Source organism: Pseudonocardia sp., from assembly GCF_050250275.1.
Classification (GTDB): Bacteria; Actinomycetota; Actinomycetes; order Mycobacteriales; family Pseudonocardiaceae; genus Pseudonocardia.
Genome location: NZ_JBFWOY010000028.1, coordinates 38,762 through 51,598, shown reverse-complemented (window position 1 = coordinate 51,598; position 12,837 = coordinate 38,762). Strand labels below are relative to the sequence as shown.

The window sequence follows — 12,837 nt, the reverse complement described above, 5'->3', positions numbered from 1 at the left end:
CAGGCGCGGGGCGGCGCGGCGGGATACCGTCGCAGGCGTGCCCGAGGGCGACACCGTCTTCCTCGCCGGGAAGCGGCTGCATGCCGCGCTCGCCGGCAGGCTGCTGCTGCGCGGCGAGCTCCGCCACCCGCGCTGGGCGGAGTACGACCTGGCCGGCCTGACGGTCACCGGTGTGAAGAGCGTCGGCAAGCACCTGTTCACCCGCTTCGACGACGGCACCAGTCTGCACAGCCACTTCCGGATGGACGGCTCCTGGCACCTGTACCGGCCGGGGATGCGCTGGCGCCGTCCCGACCACGAGGCCCGCGCGGTGCTGGGCACCGAGGAGCGGGTCGCGGTCGGCTTCGCACTGCACGATCTCGAACTGCTGCCCACCGACGACGAGGACCGGCTCGTCGGGCACCTGGGCCCCGACCTGCTCGACCCCGCATGGGACGACGAGCTGGCGGCGGAGGCGTTGCGCCGCTTCACCTCCCGCGCCGACCACGAGGTCGGGCTGGTGCTGCTGGAGCAGCGGGTGATGGCCGGCGTCGGCAACCTGTACAAGACCGAGGTGTGTTTCCTGCTGGGGGTCTCGCCGTGGACCAGGGTCCGCGACCTGGCCGACCCGGTCGAGGTGATCACGTTGTCGCGCAAGCTGTTGCTGGCCAACGCCGACCGCCCGGAGCAGACGACGACGGGGTCGACACGGATGGGCGAGGCGCACTGGGTGTTCGAACGCGGCGGGCGGGAGTGCCGGCGCTGCGGCACCCGCATCCGGACCGCGAACCAGGGCGACGGCGTCTACGCGCGCATCGCGTACTGGTGCCCGCGCTGCCAGCCGGGCCCCGCTCCGGCACCGGCGCCCCGGCCGTCGCGCCGCCGCACGGGTCCCGGGGCGTCGCGCAGGTACTGACACACGACAGCGCCCGCCCCGGCGGACCGGAGCGGGCGCTGTACGCAGGTGACGGTCAGGTGGTGCCGGACTGCTTCTGGATCGACGGGCCCGCCTGCGGCTGGGCCGGCGCCGGGGCGGTCTGCCCCGAGGTGACCTCGCCCGCCACCGGGGTGCCGTGCAGCGACGCGCGGATCTGCTCGAGGCGGCTGGCCCCGGCCATGTCCACGGTGGACTGCTGCACCTCGAGCATGCGGCCCTGCACCGAGTTCTGCGCGAGCTCCGCGGACCCCAGTGCGTTGGCGTAGCGGCGCTCGATCTTCTCGCGGACCTCTTCCAGCGACGGCGTGTTGCCCGGCGCGGAGAGCTCGCTCATCTGCCGCAGCGACGCCGCGGCCTGCTCCTGCATCTTCGCCTGCTCGAGCTGGCTGAGCAGCTTGGTGCGCTCGGCGATCTTCTGCTGCAACATCATCGAGTTGCGCTCGACGGCCGTCTTGGCCTGCTGCGCCGCACCGATCGACTGGTCGTGCAACGTCTTGAGGTCCTCGACCGACTGCTCGGCCGTGACCAGCTGTGTGGCGAAAGCCTGGGCGGACTGCTCGTACTGCCCGGCCTTCTGCTCGTCGCCACTCGCCCGCGCCTGGTCGGCCAGGACGAGCGCCTGCCGCGCCGAGGCCTGCAGCTTCTCGATCTCCCCCAGCTGCCTGTTGAGCTTCATCTCGAGCTGGCGCTGGTTGCCGATGACGGCCGCCGCCTGCTGCGAGAGAGCCTGATGCTGACGCTGGGCGTCCTCGATGGCCTGCTGGATCTGCACCTTCGGGTCGGCGTACTCGTCGACCTTCGACGAGAACAGCGCCATCAGGTAGTTCCAGGCCTTCGCGAAACCGTTGGCCATCTGCTCCGCCTTACCTCCGAGTGCGACACCGATCAGTCACCGCGCCGTTCCGGACATCTGTCCCGGTGCGCGCTGCGGCCCCCATCGTGGCACCGCGCAGGACAGATGTGCCAGCGCGGGACGACGATATCGGGGATCGTCCGGAGGCCGCCGTCGGGGCGACCCGGGGGCCAGGTTACCCAATACCGGGACATCCCGGAGGCCGGACACCGGCACACGCCACCAGCACCGATCCGGTAGGCGCACAGGGAGGTCGGCGTCCACGGACGGGTCCCGTGGCGCCGTGGCGACGATCCGCGGGACGGATCAGGCGGCGGCGCTGACGCTCGCGACCGGCGACGCCGGGGCCGCGACGGGCTGCGGGCCGACGATCGACGAGCCCGCCCCCGCGATGCGCAGGTCGGCATGGCGTTGCCCGATCGGCACGATCATCTGCGGCCGCATCGAGAGCGTCATCTCCTCGGCGGCGGCGGTGAGCAGGTCGGGCAGTGAGATGTCGAGGGCCTCGCAGATGGAGGCCAGCAGCTCGCTGGAGGCCTCCTTGACACCGCGCTCGACCTCGGACAGGTAGCCGAGGCTGACCCTGGCCTGCCGGGACACCTCGCGCAGCGTCCGGCGGCGCGCGGTCCGGGCACGCCGGAGGCTGCCGCCGATCGCCTCACGCAGCAGCACAGCCATGCGACCCTCCTCGTCCACACGTGCCGCGACCCGCCGGGCGCCCGAACGGGCGGGCCGGCGGCATCACGCCCGGGCCGCGGACGACCCGGTGGCCTCACCGTACCGACTGGGGGCGTTCCACGTCGCCTGCCGAGCCGGTCGGACGTGTCCGCCGAGGGCGAACACCGCCCGGCCGAGGGACGCCGGTGCCGGGGCGCGAACCCGGGGTCAGGGCACCTCGTCGTGCACGGCGGTGCGGGCCGCCCGGCGCAGCTTGACCGCCCGCACGACGTAGTCGGCGCCGGTGACGACCGTGAGCACCAGTGCGAGCCCGAGGACGGCCCAGCGCAGGCCGGTGAGGGTGCTCGACGGGCCGAGCAGCTCCTCCAGCGGCAGCACGTACAGCCCGATCGCGAGGCTCTGCACGAACGTCTTGGCCTTGCCGCCGCGGCTCGCGGCGATCACCCCGTGCCGGATGACCCAGAACCGCAGCAGCGTGATCGCGACCTCGCGGCCGATGATGACGATCGTCACCCACCACGGCATCAGGGCGAGCAGCGACAACCCGACCCACGCGGCGCCGGTGAGCGCCTTGTCGGCGATGGGGTCGGCCACCGCGCCGAAGTCGGTGACCAGGCCGCGGCTGCGGGCGAGCTGGCCGTCGAGCCGGTCGGTGATCGCGGCGACGGCGAACACCCCCGCGGCGACGAGCCGCCACGCCACGGAGTGCCCGTCGTCGACGAAGAGCGCGACGAGGAAGACGGGGACGAGCAGCAGCCGGACGACGGTGAGGACGTTGGCGATGTTGAGCACCGGCGGCGACGACGCGCTCGCCGGCGGGCTGTTCATCGCGGGCCTCGCGTCACGCGGACGCCGCCGCGGCGAGCCCGGCGCGACCGCCGGGGAGGACCTCGCGGGGCGACACCACGAGGTCGGCGCCCTCGGTGTCGACGACCACGCAGCGCACCAGCTCGCCCGCCTCCAGACCCGAGCCGCGCTCCAGGACGCACTCGCCGTCGACCTCGGGGGCCTGGTGGGCGGCCCGGCCGGTGCACTCGAAGTCGTCGTCCTCGGCCTGCTCGACCAACACCACGACCTCGCTGCCGACGCGGTCCTCGGCGCGCTGCACGACCAGCTCGTCGACCAGCGAGGAGATGCGGGAGACCCGCGCCTGGACCTCGTCGGGGTCGATCTTGGCGTCGTAGCCCGCGGCCTCCGTGCCCTCCTCGTCGGAGTAGCCGAACACGCCGACCGCGTCGAGCCGCGCGCCGGTGAGGAACGCCTCGAGCTCGGCCAGATCGTCCTCGGTCTCGCCCGGGAAGCCGACGATGACGTTGCTGCGGATGCCGGCCTCGGGCGCGAGGACGCGGATGCGCTCGCACAGCTCGAGGAAGTCGGTGCGGCCGCCGAAGCGGCGCATCCGGCGCAGGATCGCGGCCGACCCGTGCTGGAACGACAGGTCGAAGTAGGGCGCGATGCCGGGCGTACGGGCGATGGTCTCGATGAGGTCGGGGCGCATCTCGGCGGGCTGCAGGTAGGAGGCGCGGACCCGGTCGATGCCCGGGACGGCCGCGAGCCGCGGCAGCAGGTCCACCAGGGCGCGGGTGCCGCCGGGGAGGTCCTTGCCGTAGGACGTGGAGTTCTCGCTGACCAGGACGAGCTCACGGACGCCCTGCTGAGCGAGCCACCCGGCCTCGGCGAGCACGTCGGCGGGCGGGCGGGACACGAACGCGCCGCGGAACGACGGGATCGCGCAGAACGCGCAGCGCCGGTCGCAGCCGGAGGCGAGCTTGAGGTTGGCGACGGGGCCGTCGGACAGCCGCACGCGCGACAGGTCGGGGACCCACTCGTGGCCGGGCACCGACACGTCGACGGCGGCCGTCGGGCGGGCCGCCGGCGTCAGCGGCAGCAGGGTGCGCCGGTCGACCGGGACGTGCGGGGCGGGGGTGTGCCCGCCCAGCACGTCGCCGAGGCGTTCGGCCAGGTCGGGGTAGGAGTCGAAGCCGAGGACCGCGTCGGCCTCGGGGAGGCTCTCGGCCAGTTCGGCGCCGTAGCGCTCGGCCAGGCAGCCGACGGCGACGACCTTGGCGCCGGTGGCGCGGGCGACGTCGGACGCCGACAGGACCGTGTCGATCGAGTCCTTCTTGGCCTGCTCGACGAACCCGCAGGTGTTGACGACGATGACGTCGGGGGCGGGGCCACCGCCGGACGGGTCGGCCTCGACGAGCTCCCACCCGCTGCCGGCCAGCCGGCCGGCGAGCTCCTCGGAGTCGACCTCGTTACGGGCACAGCCCAGGGTCAGCAGGGCAGCACGCCGCGGGGCGGACTCGGGTGGTGGGGGCGTCGGCACGTACCACAGGGTATCCCGGGCCCATTGATCTATTCTGACCCGTCGTGGGAGACGTGCTCGTACGGCGGGCCAGGACCGCCGACGTGACGATGATCAAGTCCCTCGTCGACGGTTACGCGGGCCGCGTGCTGCTGGCCAAGGAGATCATCACCCTGTACGAGGCGGTGCAGGAGTTCCTGGTCGCGGAGGTCGACGGGAAGGTGGTCGGCTGCGGGGCGTTGCACGTCCTGTGGGAGGACCTGGGCGAGATCCGCACCGTCGCCGTCGACCCGACGACCCTGGGTCGCGGCGTGGGGCACGCGATCGTCGCGGCGCTCATCGACAACGCCCGCGAGCTGGGTCTCAAGCGGCTGTTCGTGCTGACCTTCGAGAAGCACTTCTTCGGCCGCCACGGGTTCGCCGAGATCGACGGCACGCCCGTCTCACCCGACGTGTTCGCCGCGATGCTGCGCTCCTACGACACCGGCGTCGCCGAGTTCCTCGACCTCGCGCACGTCAAGCCGAACACCCTCGGTAACGTGCGGATGCTGCTCAACCTGCAATAACCTGCGGCAATGGCGGGCGACGAGCTGGTCTGGCGACGACCGCCCCCTGCCCTGCGACCGTTCGTCGACCTCGTCTCGGGCTACCGGATGTCGGCCACGCCGCCGGGGACGCACCAGGGGGTGCCGGGCGCGCACCTGACGTTCCTGTTCTGCCTCGAGGGCGACGTCGAGGTGCTGGAGATGCCCGGCCCCGGACGCGGGCCCGGCCGGTTCGACGTGCTGGTCGCCGGCCTGCACGACCGGCCGGCCGTGCTGGCGCAGGGCCCCGCGCAGACCGGTGTCCAGCTGCGGCTGACCTGGCGTGGGGCCCGGATGCTGTTCGGGGTGCCGGCGGCGGCGCTGGCCGGTGACGTCGTCGACCTGCGGGCGCTGCTCGGGGCGCGCGCGGGCCGGCTGCTGGAGCGGCTGGCCGGGGAGCCCACGTGGGCGGCCCGGTTCGCGCTGCTCGACGGGGCGCTGGCCCGGCTGGCCGCCGCGGGCGACGAGCGCGGCACCGCGCCCGCGCCGGAGGTGGGCCGCGCCTGGGACCTGCTGGTCGCCTCGGGCGGGACGACCCGGATCGGGGAGCTGGCCGGCGAGGTCGGCTGGAGCCGCCGGCACCTGGCGAACCGGTTCACCGCCGAGCTGGGCGTCGGGCCGAAGGCGGCGGCCCGGGTGATCCGGTTCGAACGGGCCTGCGACCTGCTGCGCTCGCGGCGCCGGCCCACCCTCGCCGACGTGGCCGCCACCTGCGGCTACGCCGACCAGCCGCACCTGGCCCGCGACTTCCGCGACCTGGCCGGCGTGACCGCGACGCGGTGGCTCGCCGAACGCCCGTGAGGCGGCGGGGCCCTGCCGGGCGTCCCGGGTCGCGGCTCGGCGACCCCGGGCGCGCGCCGCGCCCGCGGCGGGTCCAGGATCGGTTCGTGTTCCGGATCGTGCTGCTGACCCCCGAGATCCCGCAGAACACCGGGGCGGTCATCCGGCTCGCGGCCAACACCGGCGCGCAGCTGCACCTGGTCGAGCCGCTGGGCTTCTCCCTCGACGCCCGCCACGTCCGCCGCGCCGGGCTCGACTACCACGAGCTGGCCGACGTCCGGGTGCACCGCGACCTCGGCGCCGCGTGGGCCGCGCTGCTGCCCGCGCGGGTGCACGCCTTCACCACGACCGGCGCCGTCCATCACACCGAGGTCGGCTACGAACGCGGCGACGTGCTGCTGTTCGGCCGCGAGTCCACCGGGCTGCCTGCCGAGGTCCAGGACTCGCCGCACGTCACCCACCGGGTGCGGCTGCCGATGGTGGCGGGGTCACGGTCGCTGAACCTCGCCAACGCCGTCTCCGTCGCGGTGTACGAGGCCTGGCGGCGAACGGGGTTCGCGGGTGCGGTTCAGCCCTTGTAGACCGCCTGGACGTCGAGCTCGATCGCGATCGTCGAGCCCACGACGGGCACGCCGCGCGAGAGCACCTGCTGCCAGTTGAGGGTGAAGTGCTCGCGGTGCAGCTCGGTGGTGGCCAGAACGCCGGCGCGCATCCCGTTCCACTCCTGGACGCCGAGGAACGTCGTGTCGAGCTGCACGTCGCTGGTGAGGCCGTGCAGCGTCAGCTCACCATCGACGAGCCAGTTGTTGCCCGCGCGGCGGGTGAACCGGGTGCTGGTGAAGCGCAGCTGCGGGAAGCGCTCGACGTCGAGGAAGTCGGCGGAGCGCAGGTGCGCGTCGCGGGCCTCGACGTTGGTGTCGACGCTCGCCGCGTCGATCACGACCTCGACGATCGAGTCCTCGAACGGGTCCTCGATGTGGATGGTTCCGCGGAAGTCGTTGAACCGCCCGTAGACCTTCGACAGGGCGATGTGGCGGGCGACGAAGCGGACCGCGGAGTGGTCGGAGTCGATCTCGTAGACACCGGGAGCGGGTGGTTCGAGACTGGGGTCGGGGACCATCGTGATGTCACCGAGCTCGGCATGCCTTCCCCAGTCGACGACCACCGAGGCGGCCACGCTCTGGAACCCGCCGTACTCGGCGCGGACCCGGTAGTCACCGGGGGCGACGGCGGCGGTGAAGCAGCCGAACGGGTCGCTGTCGGAGTGGGCGACCCGGCGGTTGGACCGGTCGAGCACCGAGACCTCCGCACCCGGGACGGGTCTGCCTTCCTCGTCGCGGACCTGCCCGCTCAGCAGGCCGCCCGTGAGCGGGATCGGTACGAGCGCACTGCGGCCCCCGCCCCGCCCGGATGCAGCCCCCCGACGCTTGAAACCGAACATCGACACCCTTTCGCCCGAACGGCGGACCTTGTCCGCGCAACGGGCTCAACGATGACACGACGGGTAGCCACGCACCTGTCGAATCGTGCGAGATCCCACACCTTGACGACACAGAGTGACCGAGAGTGATCGCACGACACGAACGTGTCAGTGCCTCATTCGTCGATCTCGTCGTCCGGGCCGGGACCGCCCCCACGCATCAGCCAGATGACGTTCTCCAGCTCGTCGGGCTTGATCAGCACGTCGCGCGCCTTCGACCCCTCGGAGGGGCCGACGACACCGCGCGTCTCCAGCAGGTCCATGAGGCGACCGGCCTTGGCGAAGCCGACGCGGAGCTTGCGCTGCAACATCGACGTCGACCCGAACTGCGACGTCACGATCAGCTCGGTGGCCTGCACGAGCAGCTCGAGGTCGTCGCCGATGTCGGCGTCGATTTCCTTCTTCTCGCCGGCCTTCTGCGCGGTGACGCCCTCGGTGTAGCTGGGCTCGGCCTGGTCCTTGGTGAACCCGACGATGTCGGAGATCTCCTCGTCGGACACGTAGGCGCCCTGCATGCGGACCGGCTTGCCCGCCCCCATCGGCAGGTACAGCCCGTCGCCCATGCCGATGAGCTTCTCGGCGCCCGGCTGGTCGAGGATGACCCGGCTGTCGGTCAGCGACGACGTCGCGAACGCCAGCCGCGACGGCACGTTCGTCTTGATCAGGCCGGTGACGACGTCGACCGACGGCCGCTGCGTCGCCAGCACCAGGTGGATGCCCGCGGCCCGCGCCTTCTGGGTGATGCGCACGACCGCGTCCTCGACGTCGCGCGGGGCGGTCATCATGAGGTCGGCCAGCTCGTCGACGATGCAGAGGATGTAGGGGTAGGGCCGGTACTCCCGCTCCGAGCCCGGCGGCGCGGTGATCTCGCCGGAGCGGACCTTGCGGTTGAAGTCGTCGACGTGGCGGACCTTGTTCGCCTGCATGTCCTGGTAGCGCTGCTCCATCTCCTCGACCAGCCAGGTCAGCGCGGAGGCCGCCTTCTTGGGCTGGGTGATGATGGGCGTGATCAGGTGCGGGATGCCCTCGTAGGGCGTCAGCTCGACCATCTTCGGGTCGATGAGGATCATCCGCACCTCCTCGGGCGTGGCCCGGGACAGCAGCGAGACGAGCATCGAGTTGACGAAGCTCGACTTGCCCGAACCCGTGGAGCCCGCGACCAGCAGGTGCGGCATCTTCGCCAGGTTCGCGCAGAGGAAGTGGCCCTCGATGTCCTTGCCGAGGCCGATGACCATGGGGTGCTGCTCGTTGCGTGCGTTGGCCGAGCGCAGCACGTCGCCGAGGCGGACCATCTCGCGGTCGGTGTTGGGCACCTCGATGCCGACGGCCGACTTGCCCGGGATCGGGGCGAGCAGCCGCACGTTGTCGGTGGCGACGGCGTAGGCGATGTTGCGGGTGAGCTGGGTGATCTTCTCGACCTTCACCGCGGGGCCGAGCTCGATCTCGTAGCGCGTGACGGTCGGGCCGCGGGTGAAGCCGGTGACCTGTGCGTCGACGTTGAACTGGTCGAGCACGCCGGTGATCGCCTCGATCATGGCGTCGTTCGCGCTGCTGCGCGTCTTCGGCACCGGGCCGGTGGGCAGCATGTCCGGTGGCGGGAGGGTGTAGGCGGTCTCGCCGATCGGCTCGCGGATCGCGAGCGACATCTGCTCGCCCGTCGGCGGGTTGTCCGGCTCGGACACGGGCTCGATGACGCGGACCGGCTTGCGCGGCGCCCGCGCCGGCTTCTCCGCGACGGGTTCGGGCTCCTCGACGGGAGGCTCCGGCGGCGGGGGGACGTCGTCGTCGGCGTAGGCGTCGGCGGCGCTCTGGCGGCGACGGGACGGGCGCCGCAGCCGTGCGGGAGCGGGCTCCTGCCCGGCCTGCTCGTCGTGGGCCTGGTCGTTCTCGTCGACCTCGTCCTCGATGTCGTCGTCGACCGGCCTGCCCAGCAGCCGGCGCACCCGGTCGGGCAGCTCGCGCACCGGTGTCCCGGTGAGCACCAGGAAGCCGTAGCCGGCGAGCAGCACCAGCACCGGGACGGCGACGAACGCGCTCAGCCCGCCGGCCAGCGGGGCCCCGGCCAGATATCCCAGGCCGCCGCCGGCGCCCGACCACAGGCCCGGCTCCGCGGGTGCGCCCGAGAACAGGTGCACCAGCCCCAACACGCCCAGGACCATCAACAGCGTGCCGACCGCGACCCGCGGCCGCGACTCCGGGTTGGCCTCGGTGGTCATCAGCACGATGCCCACGACCACCAGCAGCAGCGGCAGCAGCACGCCGGGCGTCCCGAACACCGCGCCGACCGCGGCGGAGAAGCCGCGCCCGACCGGGCCGCCCGCGCCCCACCAGATCCCGGCGGCGGCGATGACGGCGAGCACGACGAACCCGACGCCCAGGCCGTCGCGACGGTGCGCGGGGTCGATCTCGCGGGTCCGCCCGGCGGCCTTGCCCGCCGACCTCCCCAGCTTCACGACCCCGCGGCCGACCGCGTCGATGCCCTTGTCGATCAGGTCGGGGCTCTTCTTCGCCGGTGGCTTGCGCGACGTCGCCGGTCTACGCGCCGGGGACGTGCCGCGCGAGCGCGAGGCTCCCGAGGAGGTACGGCCCGACCCCGCGGCCGCCCGCGTCGTTCCGCGGGCACCACCGGTCGATGCACGTCCTGCCATGTCCGACACCGTAACCGGAACCGGGCCGCCGACGAGGTTGCGACGCACCCCGCGGGGCGGCTGCAATCCCGGTCACGGACGGGCCGGTGCCGCCTCCGAGCCCACCCGCGGCGGCGCGGGGTCGAGCACGAGCGCCTGCCGCCTGCCGTGCACGGTCAGGTAGCGCAGCCCGTCGGTTCCCGCCCGGAACCGGCGGCGCGACCGACGGGGCAGCCACACCATCGCGCCGGCCTCCAGGAGGAGGTCGCCGCGTTCGGTGACGAGCAGCCCGCTGCCGTCGAGGACGACGAGCAGGACGTCGAGGTCGGGACCGGCGTGCTCGCCGATCTCGGCGTCGGGTGCGAGCCGGACGATGTTGGAGTCCAGGTCGCGCTCGCGCATCGCCAGCTTCCACTCGACCCCCGCGGCATCGGCGTCCCGGCTCCCGCCGGCGAGGTCACCGACGATGCGCGGCAACGGGGTGGCGGCGAGCTTGCTGATCCGGACCTTCCAGACCGGGCCGCGCTCGACGTACTCCCAGCCGTGGCCACCGGGCAGGTCGGCGTCGAACTCGTCGCGCAGGTGCTTCGGATCGTGGTTGTTGACCAGGACGAACGACTCGCCGACGGCGAGTGCGTCGTAGGTCCGGAAGATCGTCGGGTGCTTGTCGGGCTTGCGGAGCGGGCGGACGTCGAGCTCGGTCGCGGTCATGGGCCTAGTTTATACAAGACCGGATTGTGTAAACTAGGTGGCATGGCCTACGTGATCGGACTCCCCTGCGTCGACGTCCTCGACCGGGCCTGCGTGGACGAGTGCCCGGTCGACTGCATCTACGAGGGCGGGCGCGCCCTCTACATCCATCCCGACGAGTGCGTCGACTGCGGCGCCTGCGAGCCGGTCTGCCCGGTCGAGGCGATCTACTACGAGGACGACCTCCCTGAGTCCCTGCAGGAGCACCAGGCCGACAACGCCCGGTTCTTCGCCCAGCCCCTGCCCGGCCGGGACGCCCCACTCGGCAGCCCGGGCGGGGCGGCGAAGCTCGGTCCCGTCGGCGTCGACACCCCGCTGGTGGCCGGCCGGCCGCGCACCACGTGAACGGCGAGCGCGGTCCCGGCCGCCGCGAGGACGTCCTCGGCGTCCTGCGCGACTCGCCCGAGCCGCTGGGCGTCGCCGACATCGCCACCCGGCTGGGCGTCCACCCGAACACGGTCCGGTTCCACCTCGACACGCTCGTCGACGCCGGACGGGCCGAACGCGCGCCGATCGCCCCGGCCGGCCCGGGCCGCCCGCCCCTGCTCTTCCGGGCCCGTCCCGGGATGGACCCGGCCGGTCCGCGCAACTACCGGCTGCTCGCCGCAGCGCTCGTCGGGAGCCTCGCCACCGGACCCGACCCCGCCGCCGCCGCGGTCACCGCCGGGCGCGCCTGGGGGGCCCGGCTGGCCGACGGGCCCCCGGCCCGGTCCGGTCCCGACGGGGTGCGCGCGCTCGTGTCCCTGCTCGACGAGCTGGGCTTCGCCCCGCAGTGGCCCGCCCCCGGCCCCGACGACGGCCGGGTCGCCCTGCGGCACTGCCCGTTCCTGGAGCTCGCGACCACCGACGCGCAGGTCGTCTGCTCCCTGCACCTCGGGCTCATGCAGGGAGCGATGACCACGCTCGCCGCCCCCGTCTCCGTCGAGCGGCTCGAACCGTTCGCCGGCCCCGACCTCTGCCTGGCCCACCTGACCGGCTCCCCGTCCGGTACCGGGAGCGACCACCGAGAGGACGTCCGCTGATGCCCGCAGGACCCGCCGTCGCCGTCGCGGTGACCTTCGTCTGGCTCGGCATGGTGCTGGCGATCTCGTTCCTCGAGGCGCCGCTGAAGTTCCGCGCCCCCGACGTCACCGTCCGCATCGGCCTCGGGATCGGCCGCCTCGTGTTCCGCGCGCTCAACACGGTCGAGATCGTCCTGGCACTGGCCCTCGTCGTGGTCGCCGCGCTCGGTGCGCCGCCGGCCACGGCCGTCGTCGCGGGCGCGGTCGCGATCGTCGCGCTGCTCGCACAGCTCGGCGTCGTCCGGCCGCGCCTGACGCGCCGGTCGGACGCCGTGCTCGCCGGCGGTGAGGCGCCGCGGTCGCGCGGGCACCTCGGCTACGTCGCGCTGGAGATCGTCAAGGTCGCCGCCCTGGTGGTCACCGGCGTCGCACTGTTCACCACCTGACCGTCCCGACCAGCACCCGGAGGACACCGTGCACACCCCCGAGCCCCGCACCGCCGACACCCCCGGACCCGTCGCCCTCGGCGCGCTGACCGACACCCACCTCGACGCGGCCCGGGCGGCGTCGAGCGGGCGCAGCGCCCACACCGTGGTCGGCGGGCACGGGGCCACGCTGCGCCAGTCGCTGCTCGCCCTCGCCGCAGGTCAGGGCCTCGCCGAGCACGACAGCCCCGGCGAGGCGACCCTGCACGTGCTGCGCGGCCGGGTCGAGCTCCGCAGCCCTGCCGGCGCCGTCGGCGCCGCGGCGGGCGACCTGCTCGTCGTCCCGGCCGAGCGGCACGACCTGCTGGCCGTCGAGGACTCGGTGGTGCTGCTGACCGTCGCCGTCCGCGGCACCTGAGCCGCCGCAGCCGGCGG

15 protein-coding genes are annotated in these 12,837 nt (G+C 73.4%); 8 read left to right on the top strand and 7 right to left on the bottom strand.

Translation table 11 applies throughout. From position 1 onward, the window contains the following. Positions 1 to 37: 37 nt before the first annotated feature. The gene (locus AB7F12_RS23195; protein ID WP_428499055.1) at positions 38 to 895 is read left to right on the top strand and encodes a DNA-formamidopyrimidine glycosylase family protein; all 858 of its coding nucleotides are present in this window, start codon (positions 38 to 40) and stop codon (positions 893 to 895) included. Between the two features lie 55 nt (positions 896 to 950). Here AB7F12_RS23195 and AB7F12_RS23190 read toward each other — a convergent pair whose 3' ends face one another. From AB7F12_RS23190 to rimO, 4 genes are all read right to left on the bottom strand, one after another. Further along, positions 951 to 1,769, bottom strand: coding sequence for a PspA/IM30 family protein (locus AB7F12_RS23190; RefSeq protein ID WP_428516854.1), 819 nt, complete (start codon positions 1,767 to 1,769; stop codon positions 951 to 953). A gap of 306 nt (positions 1,770 to 2,075) precedes the next feature. Further along, positions 2,076 to 2,447 (bottom strand): helix-turn-helix domain-containing protein, encoded by a 372-nt coding sequence (locus tag AB7F12_RS23185; protein WP_428499056.1) that lies wholly within the window; start codon positions 2,445 to 2,447, stop codon positions 2,076 to 2,078. Positions 2,448 to 2,654: 207 nt separating this feature from the next. Beyond that, the gene (gene pgsA, locus AB7F12_RS23180) at positions 2,655 to 3,275 is read right to left on the bottom strand and encodes a CDP-diacylglycerol--glycerol-3-phosphate 3-phosphatidyltransferase (protein WP_428499057.1); all 621 of its coding nucleotides are present in this window, start codon (positions 3,273 to 3,275) and stop codon (positions 2,655 to 2,657) included. A gap of 13 nt (positions 3,276 to 3,288) precedes the next feature. Then, a complete protein-coding gene (rimO, locus tag AB7F12_RS23175; RefSeq protein ID WP_428499058.1) occupies positions 3,289 to 4,776 on the bottom strand; it encodes a 30S ribosomal protein S12 methylthiotransferase RimO in 1,488 nt (495 codons plus the stop codon). Between the two features lie 44 nt (positions 4,777 to 4,820). Here rimO and AB7F12_RS23170 point away from each other — a divergent pair, with 44 nt between their 5' ends. From AB7F12_RS23170 to AB7F12_RS23160, 3 genes are all read left to right on the top strand, one after another. After that, positions 4,821 to 5,321: an amino-acid N-acetyltransferase gene (locus AB7F12_RS23170; protein WP_428499059.1), complete on the top strand. Its 501-nt coding sequence runs from the start codon at positions 4,821 to 4,823 to the stop codon at positions 5,319 to 5,321. A gap of 9 nt (positions 5,322 to 5,330) precedes the next feature. After that, positions 5,331 to 6,140 carry a helix-turn-helix domain-containing protein gene (locus AB7F12_RS23165; RefSeq protein WP_428499060.1) on the top strand — a complete coding sequence of 270 codons (810 nt, stop codon included), beginning with the start codon at positions 5,331 to 5,333 and terminating at the stop codon, positions 6,138 to 6,140. Positions 6,141 to 6,226: 86 nt separating this feature from the next. Then, positions 6,227 to 6,700, top strand: coding sequence for a tRNA (cytidine(34)-2'-O)-methyltransferase (locus AB7F12_RS23160; RefSeq protein ID WP_428499061.1), 474 nt, complete (start codon positions 6,227 to 6,229; stop codon positions 6,698 to 6,700). Here AB7F12_RS23160 and AB7F12_RS23155 read toward each other — a convergent pair. The 3 genes from AB7F12_RS23155 to AB7F12_RS23145 all read right to left on the bottom strand — a co-directional run bounded on the left by AB7F12_RS23155 (position 6,688) and on the right by AB7F12_RS23145 (position 10,937). Next, positions 6,688 to 7,560 (bottom strand): YceI family protein, encoded by an 873-nt coding sequence (locus AB7F12_RS23155; protein WP_428499062.1) that lies wholly within the window; start codon positions 7,558 to 7,560, stop codon positions 6,688 to 6,690. The two genes, AB7F12_RS23160 and AB7F12_RS23155, sit on opposite strands and share 13 nt — an antisense overlap. Positions 7,561 to 7,715: 155 nt before the next feature. Then, positions 7,716 to 10,247 (bottom strand): DNA translocase FtsK, encoded by a 2,532-nt coding sequence (locus AB7F12_RS23150; protein WP_428499063.1) that lies wholly within the window; start codon positions 10,245 to 10,247, stop codon positions 7,716 to 7,718. Positions 10,248 to 10,319: 72 nt separating this feature from the next. Then, the gene (locus AB7F12_RS23145) at positions 10,320 to 10,937 is read right to left on the bottom strand and encodes a DUF2249 domain-containing protein (RefSeq protein ID WP_428499064.1); all 618 of its coding nucleotides are present in this window, start codon (positions 10,935 to 10,937) and stop codon (positions 10,320 to 10,322) included. Positions 10,938 to 10,979: 42 nt separating this feature from the next. Between AB7F12_RS23145 and fdxA the strand changes: the two genes are divergently transcribed. From fdxA to AB7F12_RS23125, 4 genes are read left to right on the top strand one after another with little or no spacing between them, the layout of a single operon-like run. Further along, the gene (gene fdxA / locus AB7F12_RS23140) at positions 10,980 to 11,321 is read left to right on the top strand and encodes a ferredoxin (RefSeq protein WP_428499065.1); all 342 of its coding nucleotides are present in this window, start codon (positions 10,980 to 10,982) and stop codon (positions 11,319 to 11,321) included. Beyond that, positions 11,318 to 11,998, top strand: coding sequence for a helix-turn-helix transcriptional regulator (locus AB7F12_RS23135; protein ID WP_428499066.1), 681 nt, complete (start codon positions 11,318 to 11,320; stop codon positions 11,996 to 11,998). Before fdxA ends, AB7F12_RS23135 begins: the two co-directional genes overlap by 4 nt. Continuing rightward, entirely contained in the window at positions 11,998 to 12,423 is a 426-nt protein-coding gene (locus tag AB7F12_RS23130) for a hypothetical protein (RefSeq protein WP_428499067.1), read from the top strand. Before AB7F12_RS23135 ends, AB7F12_RS23130 begins: the two co-directional genes overlap by 1 nt. A gap of 28 nt (positions 12,424 to 12,451) precedes the next feature. Further along, a complete protein-coding gene (locus tag AB7F12_RS23125) occupies positions 12,452 to 12,820 on the top strand; it encodes a cupin (protein ID WP_428499068.1) in 369 nt (122 codons plus the stop codon). The last annotated feature ends 17 nt before the right edge of the window (positions 12,821 to 12,837 follow it).

What these genes read in the sequence shown, in the direction of transcription:
- AB7F12_RS23145 (WP_428499064.1), bottom strand. Translation starts at nt 10,937, where the DNA reads ATGACCGCGACCGAGCTCGACGTCCGCCCGCTCCGCAAGCCCGACAAG.
- AB7F12_RS23150 (WP_428499063.1), bottom strand. Translation starts at nt 10,247, where the DNA reads ATGGCAGGACGTGCATCGACCGGTGGTGCCCGCGGAACGACGCGGGCG.
- AB7F12_RS23185 (WP_428499056.1), bottom strand. Translation starts at nt 2,447, where the DNA reads ATGGCTGTGCTGCTGCGTGAGGCGATCGGCGGCAGCCTCCGGCGTGCC.
- AB7F12_RS23130 (WP_428499067.1), top strand. Translation starts at nt 11,998, where the DNA reads ATGCCCGCAGGACCCGCCGTCGCCGTCGCGGTGACCTTCGTCTGGCTC.
- AB7F12_RS23190 (WP_428516854.1), bottom strand. Translation starts at nt 1,769, where the DNA reads ATGGCCAACGGTTTCGCGAAGGCCTGGAACTACCTGATGGCGCTGTTC.
- pgsA (WP_428499057.1), bottom strand. Translation starts at nt 3,275, where the DNA reads ATGAACAGCCCGCCGGCGAGCGCGTCGTCGCCGCCGGTGCTCAACATC.
- AB7F12_RS23155 (WP_428499062.1), bottom strand. Translation starts at nt 7,560, where the DNA reads ATGTTCGGTTTCAAGCGTCGGGGGGCTGCATCCGGGCGGGGCGGGGGC.
- fdxA (WP_428499065.1), top strand. Translation starts at nt 10,980, where the DNA reads ATGGCCTACGTGATCGGACTCCCCTGCGTCGACGTCCTCGACCGGGCC.
- AB7F12_RS23165 (WP_428499060.1), top strand. Translation starts at nt 5,331, where the DNA reads ATGGCGGGCGACGAGCTGGTCTGGCGACGACCGCCCCCTGCCCTGCGA.